Annotated in this window: 15 protein-coding genes; 6 read left to right on the forward strand and 9 right to left on the reverse strand. The window is 69.1% G+C overall.

All coding sequences use genetic code 11. The features are described from left to right. Nucleotides 1–257 precede the first annotated feature (257 nt). A complete protein-coding gene (locus AC3WR5_RS21695; protein WP_170201116.1) occupies nucleotides 258–701 on the forward strand; it encodes a MarR family winged helix-turn-helix transcriptional regulator in 444 nt (147 codons plus the stop codon). A gap of 97 nt (nucleotides 702–798) precedes the next feature. On the opposite strand, the gene AC3WR5_RS21700 is transcribed toward AC3WR5_RS21695, so the two are convergent. Genes AC3WR5_RS21700 through AC3WR5_RS21740 form a run of 9 tightly spaced genes read right to left on the reverse strand, consistent with a single transcriptional unit; the run spans nucleotide 799 to nucleotide 8,171 of the window. Beyond that, on the reverse strand, nucleotides 799–1,578 hold the full coding sequence (locus tag AC3WR5_RS21700) for an SDR family NAD(P)-dependent oxidoreductase (RefSeq protein ID WP_492487068.1): 780 nt from the start codon (nucleotides 1,576–1,578) through the stop codon (nucleotides 799–801). Then, the gene (locus tag AC3WR5_RS21705) at nucleotides 1,575–2,450 is read right to left on the reverse strand and encodes a class III extradiol dioxygenase subunit beta (protein WP_492487070.1); all 876 of its coding nucleotides are present in this window, start codon (nucleotides 2,448–2,450) and stop codon (nucleotides 1,575–1,577) included. Before AC3WR5_RS21705 ends, AC3WR5_RS21700 begins: the two co-directional genes overlap by 4 nt. Before the next feature lie 7 nt (nucleotides 2,451–2,457). Next, nucleotides 2,458–2,880 (reverse strand): protocatechuate 4,5-dioxygenase subunit alpha, encoded by a 423-nt coding sequence (gene ligA, locus AC3WR5_RS21710; protein WP_492487072.1) that lies wholly within the window; start codon nucleotides 2,878–2,880, stop codon nucleotides 2,458–2,460. A gap of 11 nt (nucleotides 2,881–2,891) precedes the next feature. Next, on the reverse strand, nucleotides 2,892–3,017 hold the full coding sequence (locus tag AC3WR5_RS21715) for a hypothetical protein (protein WP_492487074.1): 126 nt from the start codon (nucleotides 3,015–3,017) through the stop codon (nucleotides 2,892–2,894). A gap of 18 nt (nucleotides 3,018–3,035) precedes the next feature. Then, the gene (locus AC3WR5_RS21720; protein ID WP_492487076.1) at nucleotides 3,036–3,512 is read right to left on the reverse strand and encodes a nuclear transport factor 2 family protein; all 477 of its coding nucleotides are present in this window, start codon (nucleotides 3,510–3,512) and stop codon (nucleotides 3,036–3,038) included. Further along, the gene (locus AC3WR5_RS21725) at nucleotides 3,499–4,248 is read right to left on the reverse strand and encodes an alpha/beta fold hydrolase (protein WP_492487078.1); all 750 of its coding nucleotides are present in this window, start codon (nucleotides 4,246–4,248) and stop codon (nucleotides 3,499–3,501) included. The genes AC3WR5_RS21720 and AC3WR5_RS21725 overlap by 14 nt, the downstream gene beginning before the upstream one ends. Before the next feature lie 10 nt (nucleotides 4,249–4,258). Next, complete coding sequence (locus AC3WR5_RS21730) at nucleotides 4,259–5,209, reverse strand: amidohydrolase family protein (protein WP_492487080.1); 951 nt, start codon at nucleotides 5,207–5,209, stop codon at nucleotides 4,259–4,261. Next, nucleotides 5,206–7,335, reverse strand: a complete 2,130-nt coding sequence (locus tag AC3WR5_RS21735) for an acetate--CoA ligase family protein (protein WP_492487082.1) — start codon at nucleotides 7,333–7,335, stop codon at nucleotides 5,206–5,208. Before AC3WR5_RS21735 ends, AC3WR5_RS21730 begins: the two co-directional genes overlap by 4 nt. 11 nt (nucleotides 7,336–7,346) lie before the next feature. Continuing rightward, nucleotides 7,347–8,171, reverse strand: coding sequence for a crotonase/enoyl-CoA hydratase family protein (locus tag AC3WR5_RS21740; RefSeq protein WP_492487084.1), 825 nt, complete (start codon nucleotides 8,169–8,171; stop codon nucleotides 7,347–7,349). Nucleotides 8,172–8,444: 273 nt separating this feature from the next. On the opposite strand from AC3WR5_RS21740, the gene AC3WR5_RS21745 reads away from it, so the two are divergent. The 5 genes from AC3WR5_RS21745 to AC3WR5_RS21765 are packed head-to-tail and all read left to right on the forward strand — an operon-like array spanning nucleotide 8,445 to nucleotide 14,849. Next, a complete protein-coding gene (locus tag AC3WR5_RS21745) occupies nucleotides 8,445–9,908 on the forward strand; it encodes a benzaldehyde dehydrogenase (protein ID WP_492487086.1) in 1,464 nt (487 codons plus the stop codon). A gap of 19 nt (nucleotides 9,909–9,927) precedes the next feature. Next, nucleotides 9,928–10,695 carry a coniferyl-alcohol dehydrogenase gene (locus AC3WR5_RS21750; RefSeq protein ID WP_492487087.1) on the forward strand — a complete coding sequence of 256 codons (768 nt, stop codon included), beginning with the start codon at nucleotides 9,928–9,930 and terminating at the stop codon, nucleotides 10,693–10,695. 31 nt (nucleotides 10,696–10,726) lie between these two features. After that, the gene (locus AC3WR5_RS21755; RefSeq protein WP_492487089.1) at nucleotides 10,727–12,460 is read left to right on the forward strand and encodes a DUF1302 domain-containing protein; all 1,734 of its coding nucleotides are present in this window, start codon (nucleotides 10,727–10,729) and stop codon (nucleotides 12,458–12,460) included. Nucleotides 12,461–12,471: 11 nt separating this feature from the next. Continuing rightward, entirely contained in the window at nucleotides 12,472–13,821 is a 1,350-nt protein-coding gene (locus tag AC3WR5_RS21760) for a DUF1329 domain-containing protein (RefSeq protein ID WP_231011726.1), read from the forward strand. Continuing rightward, entirely contained in the window at nucleotides 13,818–14,849 is a 1,032-nt protein-coding gene (locus AC3WR5_RS21765) for a WD40/YVTN/BNR-like repeat-containing protein (protein WP_492487091.1), read from the forward strand. Before AC3WR5_RS21760 ends, AC3WR5_RS21765 begins: the two co-directional genes overlap by 4 nt. Nucleotides 14,850–14,870 lie beyond the last annotated feature (21 nt).

Here is a 14,870-nt window from a genome sequence, read left to right on the forward strand (position 1 = left end):
GTGGCAACAACGCGAGCAAGTCCCGGGCCACCAAGGCGTGGCGGACGGTGCGCGTGGCAGGTTAAGCGTTAGATATACTAATTATCGCAATGCCGATTCCCGCGGCGGTTGGCCGTTCCGGCGCGGTCACACGATGTCCCTGGATTCTCCGGGGCCGCAGCCTACCAACCCGCACCCATCTCCCGCAAGGTTCCGATCACGTGTCAGCTTCCCCCCTCAAAGGCAAACCAGCAGCGCGGCGTCCGCGGGCCGCAGCCATGTCCGACGACCCTTTGGCGCGCTTCGATTTCCTGACGGGCTCGCTTGGATACTCCCTGCGCCTGACGCAGGTGCGGATGTACAACCTGTTCTTCGAGATGATCGGCGACTTGGGCCTGACGCCGGCGCGTGTGACGGCCTTGTCCCTCATCGCCACCGGCGACGACATGAACCAGGCCAAGCTGGCGCGCAGCCTGGACATCGCCGGTCCGAGCGCGCTGAAGATCGTCGATGCGCTCGAGGCCGCAGGCCTGATCTGCCGGCTCGACGTGCAGGGTGACCGGCGCCGCTACGTGCTGGCGCTCACCGCCACGGGCCGCGCCAAGCTCGAGCAGCTTCGCGTGCGGATGGCCGAGTACGAGGACCGCATCGCCGCAGGCCTGTCGCCCGCAGAGCGCGAGCAGCTGATCGGGCTGCTCAACCGCACCGCGCTGCCGGGATGAGAGCGGCGCGCGCTCGCAGGTCCACATGCGCCCCGGCGCTGAAGGTCGGCAGCGTCTGGCCGGCCAGCTCGGGCACTGGCGTCTTCGGGACGGGTGTTCAGCGCGGTGCCATGCGCAGCGCGCCGTCGAGGCGGATGACCTCGCCGTTGAGGTGGCCGTTGACGGCGATGTGCAGCGCCAGGGCGGCGAACTCTTCAGGGTGCCCAAGGCGCTTGGGGAACGGAATGGACTCGGCAAGCGACTGCTGCACCGGCTCGGGCAGCGCCTTCAGCAGCGGCGTGGCGAAGATGCCCGGCGCGATGGTGCAGACGCGGATGCCCCATTGCGCCAGGTCGCGCGCCAGCGGCAGCGTCATGCCGGCGATGCCGGCCTTGCTGGCGGCGTAGGCCTCCTGGCCTACCTGGCCGTCGAAGGCGGCGATCGAGGCCGTGTTGACGATCACGCCGCGCTCACCGTCGGCCAGCGGCGGCAGGGTGGCTGCCTGCGCCGCCATCAGCCGCACCATGTTGTAGGTGCCCAGCAGGTTGATGCGCAATGTGCGCTCGAAGTCGGCCAGCGGCGCGGGGGTGCCGTCGCGCTGGATGACGCGGCGTGCGCCACCCACGCCTGCAATGTTCATCAGCACGCGCGCCGGGCCATGCGCGGTCGCGGCGGCTTCGAGCGCTGCGGTCGCGCTGTCGGCATCGCTGATGTCGCAGAGCCAGGCGTTGGCTTGAAGGCCCAGCTCGCGCAGGCTCGCCGCCACGCGCTCGGCGCGGTCGAGGTCGATGTCCAGCAAGGCCACGCGGGCGCCGCCGGCGGCCAGGGCGCGGGCCACGGCCTCGCCCAGGCCGGAGCCGGCGCCGGTGACGACGGCCGACTGATCTTGGATGTTCATGTGCGGATCTCCGGGTCCTCGAGAATCAGGTGGCCCACGGCCGTGTTGGACGCGGGCACGTGGTAGAAGCGTCGCGCCAAGCGCGGGGGCGGTTGTCCGGCCAGGTCGCCCATGGCGCCGCGCGCCACCAGCCACATCACGAGCTCGATGCCTTCGGATCCGGCCTCGCGCACGTAGTCGACCGTGGGCACTGCGGCCAGCGCCTCGGGCTCGGAGATCAGCCGGTCGATGAACTGCTGGTCCCAGGCGCGATTGATCAGGCCGGCGCGGCGGCCCTGCAACTGGTGGCTCATGCCGCCGGTGCCCCAGACCTGGACGTTCAAGGGCGCGGGAAAGCCATGGACCGCGCGACGCAGTGCGCGGCCCAGGGCAAGGCAGCGGCGGCCCGACGGCACGGGGTACTGCACCACGTTCACGGCCAGCGGGATCACGCGCACCGGCCATTGCCCGGTGACGGGCTGCTCGCCGAACATCAGCGACAGCGGCACCGTCAGGCCATGGTCAACCGGCAAGCGGTTGGCCAGGGTGAGGTCGAAGTCTTCCTCGATGAGCGACTGCGCGATGTGTGCCGCCAGTTCGGGGTGACCCTGCACCGGCGGTACCGGGCGAGGGCCGAAACCCTCGTCGGCGATGGGGAACTCGGCGGCGGTACCCAAGGCGAACGTGGGAACCAGCTCCGGGCCGAAGGCCGTGGCGTGGTCGTTGTAGACCAGCACCACCACGTCCGGGCACCGCGCGGCGACCCATTCCTTGGCGAACTGGTAGCCCTCGAAGACTGGTTGCCAGTACGGCTCTTGCGTCTTGCCGTGGTCGAGCGCTGCGCCGATGGCGGGCACATGCGAGGTATAGACCGAAGCTGTGATCCGGGCCATGGCGTGTTCAGTCCGCGGTTCGGGGTGCTTGCGCATCGCCGTGTTCGCCGAGTCGGCGGTTGCCCTCGGGCGAGCGCCCGCCGGTCAACATCATGTGGCGATACCCGTCTTCGCTCATTCCGCTCATCGAGCTCACCAGCTGCAGCGCGCTGATGCCATCGGTGGCACCGATCTTCACGAGGAAGTAGATGTTCCCGCCCAGCGCGATGCAGGCGTTGTAGTCGCGGGCCCGGACGGCCGCGCGCTGCTCGGGCGTCATCGGCCAGGCTGCGAGGTAGGCGTCTTCGTCGGCTCGGAAGCGGGTCCGGTTGCCGGCCTGCATCAGTGACATGCAGAACTGGTTGAGCCCGTAGCCGCGGCGTGCCATGTCGGCATCGAACACGGTGGTGCCCGGAATGTCCAGGTAGGGCTTGGAAAGGGGTGGGCTCATGCGAATGCGCTCTAAGGTCTGGCGCTGCCGGCAGGCAGGCCGTCCAGCATGCGGGGCCGACCACGCGGCTGCGTGCGCACCGGCGGCAAGCTGCGGGCGGCGAGCAGGGCCGGGGCGATGTGGTGGGTGAAGGGCATGGCGCGGCGAGTGAGGCGTCAAACCTGCGGCAGATCGGGTGTGTGCAGATCGAAACAGGCCACGCGCTGGTCGATGCGCCAGCCCTGCGCGCTGCGAACGAACCGGTCGATGAACCGGCCGACGATCTGCCGCCCTTCGGCAGCGCGGCCCTGAGGGCCGCTGTCGGCGCGCAGGTCCGCGGCCCACAGCAGCACGCGGGTGGTGGCCTCGGCGTGGTCCGGGCCGACTTCGTCGAACAAGGTGCCGCAGACCAGGTGCACCGTGATGCGGTGCGCGGGACGCTCACGGTAGGCTCGGGCGATGGCTTCGCGGCCCTTGAGCGCCACGCCGTTCGGGCGCGTCAGATGCGCGTCGGCCGTGAACAGCGCGGCCAGCGCATCGGCCTGCCCGGTGTCCGCCAGCGTTGCGGCCCGCAGCACCAGTTCGCGGCAGGCGGCTTCGTCGAGCAGGCGCCGCATCGCATCGGCCTGGCGTTCCGGATCAGGCTGCTGCATCGCAATGCGCCAGCCACTGTGCCAGTGCGGCCGACACGGCCGCGGGCTGCTCCATGGGGCTCATGTGTCCGCACTCGCCGATGAACCGCAGCACCGAGCCCGGCAGCAGGGCCTGCATGGCGCGGTGGCGCTCCGGCGGGCTCCAGCGGTCCTGCTCGCCGCAGACGAGCAGGACCGGGCTGCGGACGCCGCGCAGCACCGGTTCGGCATCGGGGCGATGCAGCAGCGCCTGCACCTGCGCGGCGAAGCGGGCGGGATTGCTGCGCAACACCATCGTCACCATGCGCTCGAACAGCGCGGTGCCGATCACGGCGGGGTGCACCATGGGTGGCAGCCATTCGCGGCTCACCGCCTCCATGCCCTGGCTTCGCGCCAGCGCCACCAGGGCGTGGCGCGAGCGGTACTCGGCCTCGCCGGCGGCGCCGTCCGGGCGCGCAGCCGTGCCGCTGTCCAGCAAGGCCAGCCCGCCCACGCGCTCGGGCGCCTGGCGCAGCATTTCCAGGGCAATGCGCCCGCCCATCGAGTGTCCGGCCACGGCGAACCGCGGCGCCGCAATGGCAGCGAGCAGCTGCCGCGCCATCGCGCCGAGGTGGTCGACCGTGTCGTCGACCCCGAGCGGGCCGACCATCACCTCGCGCGTGCTGCCCAGGGCCTCGGCCTGGGCCGCCCAGACGTCTTCGTCGCACAGCAGGCCGGGAAGCAGCAGCAGCGGCATGGCAGGGTTGCGGGATGGCATGCCGGCCCCCTCAGCAGCACTCGCCCGAGGGCGGCTTGAGCCGCGAGTAGCGGCCATTCACGGGATCGCGGTCCAGGCCCAGCAAGCGGATGGCGTTCTGCTTGAGCACCAGCGGCCGCACCTCGGGACGGATGTCCAGCGTCTCGAAGTCCTTCAGCCAGCGATCAGGCGTGATCACCGGGTAGTCCGAGCCGAACAGCATCTTGTGCTTGAGCAGCGAGTTCGCGTATTTCACCAGCTGGGGCGGAAAGTAGCGTGGCGACCAGCCCGAGAGGTCGATGTAGACGTTGGGCTTGTGGGTGGCCACCGCCAGCGCGTTGTCCTGCCAGGGGAACGAGGGGTGGGCGATGACGATGGGCATCTGCGGGAAGTCCACCGCCACGTCGTCGAGGAACATGGGGTCGGAGTACTTCAGCCGGATGCCGCCGCCGCCAGGCAGGCCGGCGCCCAGACCGGTCTGCCCGCTGTGGAAGATCGCCGGCAGGCCGACCTCGGCGATGGCTTCGTACACCGCGTAGGCGGCGCGGTCGTTTGGGTAGAAGCCCTGGGCCGAGGGATGAAACTTGAAGCCCTGCACACCCCAGTCCTTGACGAGGCGGCGCACTTCGCGCGCACCCATCTTGCCGCGCATCGGGTCGATGCTGGCGAAGGGGATCAGCGCGTCGGGGTGGCGAGCCGCCTCTTCGGCGACCTCCTCATTGGTGATGCGGGCCTGGCCGGTCTCGCGTTCGGTGTCGACGGTGAAGATCACCGCCAGCATGCGTCGTTGCCGGTAGTACTCGGCCGTCTCGCTGATCGTCGGCCGCGCCATCGGCTGCTTGAAGTAGGCGTCCATTGCCGCATCCATCGCGATCGCCACCTCGTCGGGCGGGTTGCGCGTCGAGACGGTGGCGTGCGTGTGGATGTCGATGGCGACGATCGCGTCGAGGAAGCCCTGCCCCAGCAGCGGTGCCTCGCTCATCGCACCACCACCAGCGCGTCGAGCGCCAGCACGCCACGTTCCGGTCCGTAGGCCAACAGCGGGTTGACGTCGATCTCCGCGATCTCGGGCCGCTGCAGCATCAGTGCGCCTATCGTGGCCACGGCGCGTGCCACCGCGTCCAGGTCCACCGGCGGCGCACCGCGGAAGCCCTGCAGCAGCTTGGCGGCCTTCAGCGAGCGCAGCCTGGCGACGATGGCGGCGTGCGGAAGGTCGGGACTGAGCAGCCGCACGTCGCCCAGCGCCTCCACCCAGATGCCGCCCAGGCCGAGCATCAGCACCGGGCCCCATTGCGCGTCGCGCACCGCGCCCACCACCAGCTCCAGGCCCTTGGCGGCCATGGTCTCGACGAGCACGCCGTCCAGCACCATGCCGGGCGCATGGCGCGCGATGTTGTCGTGCAGCCGCTGCCAGGCCTGGCGCAAGGCGGCCTCGTCGGCAATGTTCAGCAGCACGCCGCCGGCCTCGGTCTTGTGGGCCAGGGCGGCAGCCTGCGCCTTCATCACCACCGGGTAGCCGATGCGCGCGGCGGTGGCCAGTGCCTCTTCCAGCGAGCGTGCCAGCGCGCCGGGCGGTGTGGCCAGGCCGGCGGCGGCGAGCACCTGCTTGCCCTGCCACTCGGGCAGCGTGCCGCCGGCCAGCTTCGGCAGGGCGGACAGCGGCAGGGACATCTGCGACGGCCCCGCGTGCCACTCGGCCCGCAGGCGGCCGAAGCGCGTGAAGGTGGCCAGCGCGCGCAGCGCACGCTCGGGCGAGCGCATCACCACCGTGCCCAGGCGCGCAGCGCGCTCCACCATGGCCGGCGGCAGGGGCGTGTCTTCGTTCTGCATCACGAAGATGGTTGGCTTGGTGCGGCCTTCCATGCCGAGCAGGTGGGCGTCGAGCCACACCGGGGCGATCTCGGGCGAGGGCATGGGCAGCGAGACCAGCAGGCTGCCGATGGCGGGATCGTCCTGCTCGGCGACCACGCCCAGCGTGATCAGCTCCGGCCGCGGGCCGATGAGTGTGCCCAGATCCAGCGGGTTGCGTGGCGGCGTGTAGGCGGGCAGCTGCTCGCGCAGTGCCTCGACCTGCGGTGCCGACATCGGGGGCATCTCCAGATTGAGCGGTTCGAGGTAGTCGAGCGCGATGCCGCACAGCGCCCCGGACGCGGTGATCAGGCCCAGCCCGCCGACCGGCGGCTGCGGGAAACGCAGCATGAGCTGGCCGAGGTCGATGGCTTCCTCAAGGCTGTCCACGACCAGCACGCCGGCACGCTCTGCAGCCAGCCGCATGGCGCCGTGGTTGCCGGCCAGCGCGCCGGTATGCGAGCTGGTGGCGGCCTGGGCGCCTTCGCTGCGACCGGGGTGCAGCAACACGACGCCCTTGCCGGCGGCATGCATGCGCCCGAAGGCCGCGAGCACCTCGGGCGCCGAGCGGATCTGCTCGGCGTAGACCACCGCCGTTCGGGTGCTGGGGTCGTCGGCCAGGAAGGAAAGCGTCTCCGACAGGCCGACCTGGGCCTCGTTGCCGGTGGTCAGCACATAGGAGACCGGCACGCCGCGCGCGCGCAGCGAGGCCGACACATGCACGCCGATGCCACCGCTTTGGGCCACCACGGCCACGGCAGGGCCGTCTTCGGGCCGAAGCTTCGGCGGCAGCACGAGTTCGACCATCGAGACATGGAAGCCGGCCACGCTGTTGAAGAAGCCGATGGTGTTGGGGCCCAGCAGCGCCAGGCCGCCGGCCCGTGCCGTCTCGGCGATCAGCTGCTGGCGCGTGCGACCCTCCTCGCCCATTTCGGCAAAGCCCGAGGCGAAGCAGACGGCGCCGCGCACGCCGCGTTCGACACAGGCCTTCAGGGTGTCGAGCACGGCCTCCGAAGGCACCAGCAGGATGGCCAGATCCAGGCCTGGCGGCAGCTCGGCGATCGAGGTGTGGACGGTGCGTCCGCCGACGCTGCCGCCGCTTCTGCCCACCAGGTGCAGCGCGCCGTCGTAGCCAGCCTGGAGCAGGTTCTGCAGTACCACCAGGCCGGCCGAGCCTGGCTTGGTGGACAGGCCGACGATGGCGACCGAGCTCGGGGCGAGCAGTGGCCGGAGATCGGGGGTGTTGGACATCGCGGGCATCGGCGTTCTCCTCAAGCGTTGCTCACGCGGGCCTCGGGCGGCGCCACCTTGGCGACGCGCTTCTCCAGGAAGGCGCGCATGCGCGCCTTGGCTTCGCCGTCGGACTGGGTCACGGCGGCCATCAGACCCTCGGTGAGCAGGCCGTGGGCCATCGGCTGTTCGGCGATCAGCGGCAGCGCCTGCATGATCGCGAAATTGGACAGCGGGGCATTGCTGGCGATGCGTCGAGCCAGCTCCAGGCCCCTGGCCAGGCCTTCGCCCTCGGGCACGGTGTAGTGCGTCAGGCCCACCTGGAAGGCTTCCTCGGCGTTGTACACGCGGCCGGTGAGCATCATTTCAGCCACCCGCGAGCCGCCGATCAGCTTGGACACGCGCACCGATCCGCCGCCGCCCAGGAAGATGCCACGCTGGCCTTCGGGCAGACCGAAGTAGGCCGACCGCTCGGCCACGCGAACATGCGCGACCGAGGCCAGTTCCAGCCCGCCACCCACCACGGCGCCGTGCATCACGCACACCACCGGCCGCCGTCCGAACTGGATGCGGTCGAAGACTTCGTACCAGGAGCGTGAGTGCATCAGGCCCTCGGCCGGCGAGGTCTCGGTGAGCTCGCTGAGATCGAGGCCGGCACAGAAGTGCTCGCCGCGCCCGCTGAGGACCACCGCGCGCACGGCATCCGGCAGCGACTCGAAGGCGGCGCGCAGCTCGCCGACCACGCCCAGGCTCAGCGCGTTGCGCTTGTTGGGGCGATTCAGCGTCAGCGTGGCGACGCAGTCGTGCAGTTCGACCTCGACGAGCGCCGGAGCGCCCACAGGCCTGGACAGGGAGGAATCCATCATGGTTTGAGCGGCATTGATGACATAGTTAAATCATTATCTTGGATAATAATGTGTGTGGCAATTGGATATCGACAGAAGCCGATCGGTGCAAACCCTGATCGCCGCCGGGAAGGCATGCGCGGGGAGTCGGCCTGGTGGCACATGCGTTGTGCCGGCAGCGGCCGCGTCTTCGAGTCGCTCCTAAGGGTTGGTCCCGAGGCGATGCGCGTGGCGCATTGGATGCAAAGCCAATAACATGCATAGCCACACTAACTATTTGTGGAGAAAACATACGTGAGAACATCCACCTTCCTTGACTTCGACGCCTGGCGCGAGCACATCTACAGCAACGGTTGGCGCGCCGCTTCGCAGTCGGCCGACATCGTCGAGCCCGCCACGGGCCGGGTGCTGGCGCGCGCCGGCCGCGCCGTGCCGGCCGATGTGAAGAGCGCCGCCGAGGTCGCCGTTGCCGCGCAGGCCGTGTGGGCCGCGAAGCCGCCGCGCGAGAAGGCCGCCGTCTTCCGCAGGGCCGCGGCATTGCTTCAGCAGCACTTCGACGAACTGGCGTTGTGGATCACCCGCGAGACCGGCGGCGTGCTGCCCAAGGGGCAGCACGAGGTGCGCGAAGCCATGGCTTTTTGCGAGCAGGCCGCCGCGATGCCGATGCAGCCGCAGGGCCAGGTGCTGCCCAGCGTGCCGGGCCGCACAAGCGTGGCGCGGCGGGTGCCGCATGGCGTGGTGGGGGTCATCAGCCCGTTCAACTTCCCACTGATCCTGACGCTGCGCGTGGTGGCCCCGGCGCTGGCTGCGGGCAATGCGGTGATCGTCAAGCCCGACATGCGTACACCGGTGTCCGGCGGTTACCTGCTGGCGCAGCTGTTCGAGGCCGCCGGCCTGCCGGCCGGCATGCTGCATGTGCTGCCCGGTGGCGCCGACGTGGGCGAGGCGCTGGTTGCCGAACCGTCCATTCACATGATCTCGTTCACCGGCTCGGTCGCCGCAGGTCGACGTGTGGGTGAACTGGCCGCTCGCCAGTTGAAGAAGGCTTCGCTGGAACTGGGAGGCACCAATTCACTGGTGATCCTGGAAGACGCCGACATCGACCTCGCCGCCAGCAACGCTGCCTGGGGCGCGTGGGGGCACCAGGGCCAGATCTGCATGGCCACCAACCGCGTGATCGTGCACGAGTCGATTGCTGCGGCGCTCACCGAACGATTGCTTGCCAAGGCAAGGCATCTGCCGCTGGGTGACGGTGCCACGCAGCAGGTGGCGCTGGGTCCGCTGATCGACGAACGCCAGCGTGACCGCGTGCACGGCGTCGTGCAGGACAGCGTGAAGGCCGGTGCCCAACTGTTGGCCGGTGGCACCTACGACGGGCTCTTCTACAAGCCCACCGTGCTGGCCGGCGTGGGGCGCGGCATGCGCGCGTACGACGAGGAGATCTTCGGCCCGGTGCTTTGCCTGATGACCTTCAGGACCGACGACGAGGCGGTGGCGCTGGCCAACGACCACGCCGGCGGCCTGGCCGCGGCCGTGATCTCGCGAAACGTGGGCCGCGCCAGCGGGATCGCACAGCGGCTGAAGGCCGGCATGGTGCACGTGAACGACCAGACCGTGAACGACGACATCGTGAACCCGTTCGGCGGCCCCGGCGTCGCCGGCAACGGCAGCGTGCACGGTGGACCGGCCGACTGGGAGGCCTTCACCACATGGCAGTGGTTGACCGTCAAGGACACGCCTCCGGCGTATCCGTTCTGAACCCGGCCCAGGAGGATTCATGAGTCTCAAGGACAAGACCATCGTCGTCACCGGCGCGTGCTCGGGCATTGGTGCCGAAACTGTGCGCGTGCTGCGTGCCCGCGGCGCGCGCGTGATCGGCATGGACCGCAGCAACCCGATGCTGACACTGGACGGATTCGTCAAGGCCGACCTGTCGGAGCAGGCCGCCATCGACCACGCGATGAAGCAGCTGCCGACGCAGGTCGATGCGCTGGCCAACGTGGCTGGCGTGCCCGGCACCGCACCGGCCGAGCTGTTGGGGCGAGTGAACTACCTCGGCCTGCGGCACCTGAGCGAGCGCGTGGCAGAGCGCATGTCGGCAGGCGCCAGCATCGTCAACGTGTCGTCGATCCTCGGTCACTTCTACATGCAGCGGCTGGACCAGCACAAGGCCCTGGCCGACACCCGCAGCTTTGAGGCTGGCCTGGCCTGGCTGGCGCACAACCCGGTCCCGCAGGCCACCTGCTATGAGTTCTTCAAGGAAGCGCTGATCGTCTGGACCATGCGTCGCGGCCACGCGCTTTTCCTTGAGCGGGGCATCCGCATGAACGCGGTTGCGCCTGGGCCGGTGTTCACGCCGATCCTGGGCGAGTTTGCCACCCAGCTGGGTGAGGCACGCGTGCAGGCCGATGCCTCGCGCGTCAAGCGTCCCTCGTTCGCTGACGAAGTAGCGCCGGCGATCGCGTTCCTCTGCAGCGACGACGCGCGCGCAATCGTTGGTGCCAACCTGCCGGTGGACGGCGGATTTGAAGCCAGCTACCTCTGATCGAACCGAAGAAGACCCACAGGAGACAACAATGAAACTGCACCTGACGGCAGTGGCGGCGGCGGCGCTTGCCGCCTGCACGGCACACGCCTTCACCATCGACACACCGGACCCGGATCTCAAGGTCCGGCTGGACCTGACGCCGAAGTTCAGCGCCGGCTATCGGCTGAAGGACCCGTCGCGCGACCTGACGCGCGTGGACGTGGCCGACGACCCCGGTGTCGTCAACGAGGACGATGGCGACCACAACTTCAGGAAGGGGCTGATCAGCCGCCGGTTCGAGTTGCTCACCGAACTGGATGTGCAGGCCCCCAACTTTGGCGGTCGCCTGTCGGGCACGGCCTGGTATGACGGCATGTACCTGGGCCGCAACGACTACAACGGCACGCCGCTGTATGCCGGCGGCGTGCCGCTCGGCCCGGTCATTGACACCAGCAACAACCAGATCGGCCAGGATCCCAACGAGTTCGTGTCCGCCACGCGGCGTCGGCACGGTCGCGGCACGGAGCTGCTCGATGCCTTTGTCTTTGCCAAGGGGGAGGTTGCGGGAATGGCGGGCACGGTTCGCCTCGGAAGGCACACCCTGCAGTGGGGTGAGAGCTTGTTCTTCGGCCAGAACGCCATTGCCAACGCGCAGGGGCCGGTGGACATCGCGAAAATCGTCTCCGTGCCCAGTTGGCAGTTCAAGGAAGTGCTTCTGCCGGTGGAACAACTGTCGGGCTCGCTGCGCGTGGCCGAGGGCGTGCAACTGGGTGCGTACTACCAGCTCAAGTGGCGCAAGAGCAAGCTGCCCGGTGTCGGCAGCTTCTTCTCGAACCAGGACTACATCGGCGGTGACCAGGTCAACTTCGGCAATGCACCCGACGGCAGCCCGATCATCCTGCCGACGCTGACCGAGCGCGACAAAACACCGGGCAACAGCGGCCAGGGTGGCGTGCAGTTGCGCTGGAGCCCGCCCGGTGGCGACTATGAGTTCGGCTTCTACGCCGTTCAATACCATGACAAGACGCCCAGTGCGCTGGTCATGGACTTCGTCAACGGCGACGTGCACGTCGCCTACGCGAAGAACATTCGCGCCTATGGCGCCAGCATGACTTCGTCGCTGGGTCAGCTGAACTGGGCGCTGGAGGGCAGCGTGCGACAGGACACGCCGCTCACCAGCGACCCCGCAGTGCTTGGCGGTGCGAGTCCGGTGCTGGCCTGCGACAACGGCAAGGAAAACCCCTGCTACGCGCTTGGCAACACTGCGCACCTGAACCTGTCGGGCATCTACGTGCTGCAGCCTTCGACACTTTGGGGTGGCGGCGCGGTGCTGGGCGAGATTGCCTACAACTACCGGCTGAAGATCAAGCGCGACATATTCGCCGGAGCGGACGGCAGCAGCCAGGGCATCGGCGGGCTGGACCCGAACACCACCAAGGGCGCCTGGGCCGCCCGCGCGCTCTTCGAGCCGGCGTACTTCCAGGCGGCATCGGGGCTGGACCTCTCGGTGCCCATCTCCGTGGCCTACAACTTCGCAGGGCGGTCATCGGCCGTGAGCAACTTCGCCGGCGGCGTTTCCGATGGCGGCGAGTGGAGCCTTGGCCTGAAGGGCAAGTACCAGAACGCCTGGAATTTTTCGTTGGCCTACACCGACTACTTCGGCAAGGCCAAGACCTTTACCGAGACGCTGGTGCCAGGCAGCGCAGCGCTGCGCCAGCTGAGCTTCGGCCAGACCCTGCGCGACCGCGCCAACCTGTCGTTCAGCGCCTCGCGCACTTTCTAAGGATCATCACCATGAAGCACAAGCTCATTGCACTGGCTTGCGCCGCGCTCCTGCCGTTCACGGCCCATGCCGCGGTGTCGGCCGAAGAGGCCGCCAAGCTCAAGACCACGCTCACGCCGCTGGGCGCCGAGAGGGCCGGCAACAAGGACGGCACCATCCCTTCGTGGGAAGGGGGCCTGACCAAGGCCGCCGCCGGCTACAAGAACGGCGACCCGCGGCCCGACCCCTTCCCGGGCGACAAACCCATCCTGCAGATCAGCGCCAAGAACATGGACCAGCATGCCGCGAAGCTGTCCGACGGCGTGAAGGCGTTGATGAAGAAGTACCCCGACTTCCGCATCGACGTGTACCCCACGCGTCGCAGCGCGGCGGCGCCGCAGCATGTGTACGACAACACGTTCAAGAATGCGACCAAGGCCAAGCTTGTGGACAACGGCCTGGGAGTGGAAGGCGCGTTCGGCGGCACCCCGTTTCCGATTCCCGCCAGCGGCGACGAGGTCATCATGAACCATCGCCTGGCCTGGACCGGCATGGCCATGCAGACGCCTTTCCGTGTGTGGGTGATGACGGCCGACGGCAGGCGCAGCCTGGCCTCCGGCGGCACGCAGTCGTGGTGGCGCCCCTACCACGATCCGAACCTCGCGGCAGACAAGTTCGACGGCTTCTACGCGCTGGGCAAGTTCATTGCCAGCGAGCCGGGCTCGAAGGCCGGCGAAGCGATCCTGGCGCACGACGGCATCGACGCCCAGCACCCGCGCGGCCTTTGGCAATACCTGGTGGGTCAGCGCCGCGTGCGCAAGTCGCCCTCGGTCGGCTACGACACACCGGACGCGGTGACCAGCGGCATCGGCCTGTTTGACGAAGCCTTCATGCTCTTCGGTCCGATCGACAAGCACGAGCTCAAGCTCATCGGCAAGAAGGAGATCTACATCCCCTACAACAATAACCGCGCCGCGCTCGCCAAGGTCGACCAGCTCGTCACGCCCAAGACACTGAACCCCGACCTCGTGCGCTGGGAGCTGCACCGCGTGTGGGTGGTGGAAGCTGCGCTGGCCCCGGGCAAGCGGCACGTGGCAGCCAAGCGCAGGTACTACCTCGACGAAGACACCTGGCAGATCATCCTGCTCGACGGCTGGGATGCCAATGGCGAGCTCTGGCGCACCAACTTCACGCTCACGCTGACGGCGCCCGACGTGCCGGCCGTGATCGGCACCGTGCAGTGGGGTGGCTACGACCTGCAGACCGGCGCCTACTACCTGAACCTTGCGTTGAACGAGCTGCCGGTCCAGATGAAGGTGCTGCCGTCGTTCCAGCGCAGCTTCTTCAGCCCCGAGGAACTGGCCAACGAGGGGCTGCGATGAACCGACGGCGCCGCAGCCTGGTGCTGGCCCTGGCGGCCGGCGCGACCGGTGCGCGAGGCGCGCTCGCCGCGCTGCCGCCGGTGCTTGATCGCGCTGCCGTGTCCACGTCGCTGGCCCGCGGGGCGGTGCTGCTGGCCGCGGCGCGGGCCGGCAGCCGCCTGGTGGTCGGCGGCGAGCGCGGCATCGTGCTCTACAGCGACGACGACGGCGCCACCTGGCAGCAGGCCGCAGTGCCGGTGCAGGTGAGCCTGACCTCGCTCTCGTTCGCCGACGCGCAGCATGGCTGGGCCACCGGACATTTCGGCGTGCTGCTGCGCACGCAGGACGGTGGCGCCCGTTGGCAGCGCATGATGGACGGCACCCGGGCCGCCGAACTGCTGCTGAACGAAGCCAGCGACGACAGTCAGCGCGCAGTTGCGCAGCGCCGCCTCAAGGAGGGGGCCGACAAGCCCTTCTTCGACATCGCCCAGGCGGGGGAGCGCTGGCTGGCCGTCGGCGCCTATGGCATCGCGCTGCAGACCCGCGACGGCCAGGCCTTCCAGGGCTTGACGCCGCGCCTGCCCAATCCCAGGCAGCTGCACCTCTATGGCATCCGCGCCGCTGGCGAGCGCGTGTTCATCGTGGGCGAGCAGGGCCTGTTGCTGCGTTCGGTGGACAGCGGCGAGAGCTTCGAGGCACTGCCTTCGCCCTACAAGGGAAGCCTGTTCGGCCTGCATCTCACCGCCGCCGGCAGCGTGATCGCCTTCGGCCTGCGCGGCAACGTGTGGCGCTCGGTCGACCACGGCGAGCACTGGGCCCAGGTGCCAATGCCGCATCCGGTGTCCGTGAGCGCGGCCACTGCGCTGCCTGGGGGAGGCTTTGCGCTGGTGACTCAGAACGGCGAGCTGCTGGTGAGCCGCGACGACGGTGCCACGCTGAGCCTGGCTGCACAGGCGCAGCCCTTTCCGGCCGCCGCGCTGGCGGCGACCACGGGCGGCGAGCTCGTCGTCACCGGTCTTCGCGGCCTGCAGCGCCGCCCCAAGGTCTGAACCCCAACCGATTACGAGTAC

It is taken from the genome of Ideonella sp. FW305-24, assembly GCF_058788035.1.

Coding starts and splice junctions, on each gene's coding strand:
- AC3WR5_RS21695 (WP_170201116.1), top strand. CDS start 258: ATGTCCGACGACCCTTTGGCGCGCTTCGATTTCCTGACGGGCTCGCTT.
- AC3WR5_RS21700 (WP_492487068.1), bottom strand. CDS start 1,578: ATGAACATCCAAGATCAGTCGGCCGTCGTCACCGGCGCCGGCTCCGGC.
- AC3WR5_RS21705 (WP_492487070.1), bottom strand. CDS start 2,450: ATGGCCCGGATCACAGCTTCGGTCTATACCTCGCATGTGCCCGCCATC.
- ligA (WP_492487072.1), bottom strand. CDS start 2,880: ATGAGCCCACCCCTTTCCAAGCCCTACCTGGACATTCCGGGCACCACC.
- AC3WR5_RS21715 (WP_492487074.1), bottom strand. CDS start 3,017: ATGCCCTTCACCCACCACATCGCCCCGGCCCTGCTCGCCGCCCGCAGC.
- AC3WR5_RS21720 (WP_492487076.1), bottom strand. CDS start 3,512: ATGCAGCAGCCTGATCCGGAACGCCAGGCCGATGCGATGCGGCGCCTG.
- AC3WR5_RS21725 (WP_492487078.1), bottom strand. CDS start 4,248: ATGCCATCCCGCAACCCTGCCATGCCGCTGCTGCTGCTTCCCGGCCTG.
- AC3WR5_RS21730 (WP_492487080.1), bottom strand. CDS start 5,209: ATGAGCGAGGCACCGCTGCTGGGGCAGGGCTTCCTCGACGCGATCGTC.
- AC3WR5_RS21735 (WP_492487082.1), bottom strand. CDS start 7,335: ATGCCCGCGATGTCCAACACCCCCGATCTCCGGCCACTGCTCGCCCCG.
- AC3WR5_RS21740 (WP_492487084.1), bottom strand. CDS start 8,171: ATGATGGATTCCTCCCTGTCCAGGCCTGTGGGCGCTCCGGCGCTCGTC.
- AC3WR5_RS21750 (WP_492487087.1), top strand. CDS start 9,928: ATGAGTCTCAAGGACAAGACCATCGTCGTCACCGGCGCGTGCTCGGGC.
- AC3WR5_RS21755 (WP_492487089.1), top strand. CDS start 10,727: ATGAAACTGCACCTGACGGCAGTGGCGGCGGCGGCGCTTGCCGCCTGC.
- AC3WR5_RS21760 (WP_231011726.1), top strand. CDS start 12,472: ATGAAGCACAAGCTCATTGCACTGGCTTGCGCCGCGCTCCTGCCGTTC.
- AC3WR5_RS21765 (WP_492487091.1), top strand. CDS start 13,818: ATGAACCGACGGCGCCGCAGCCTGGTGCTGGCCCTGGCGGCCGGCGCG.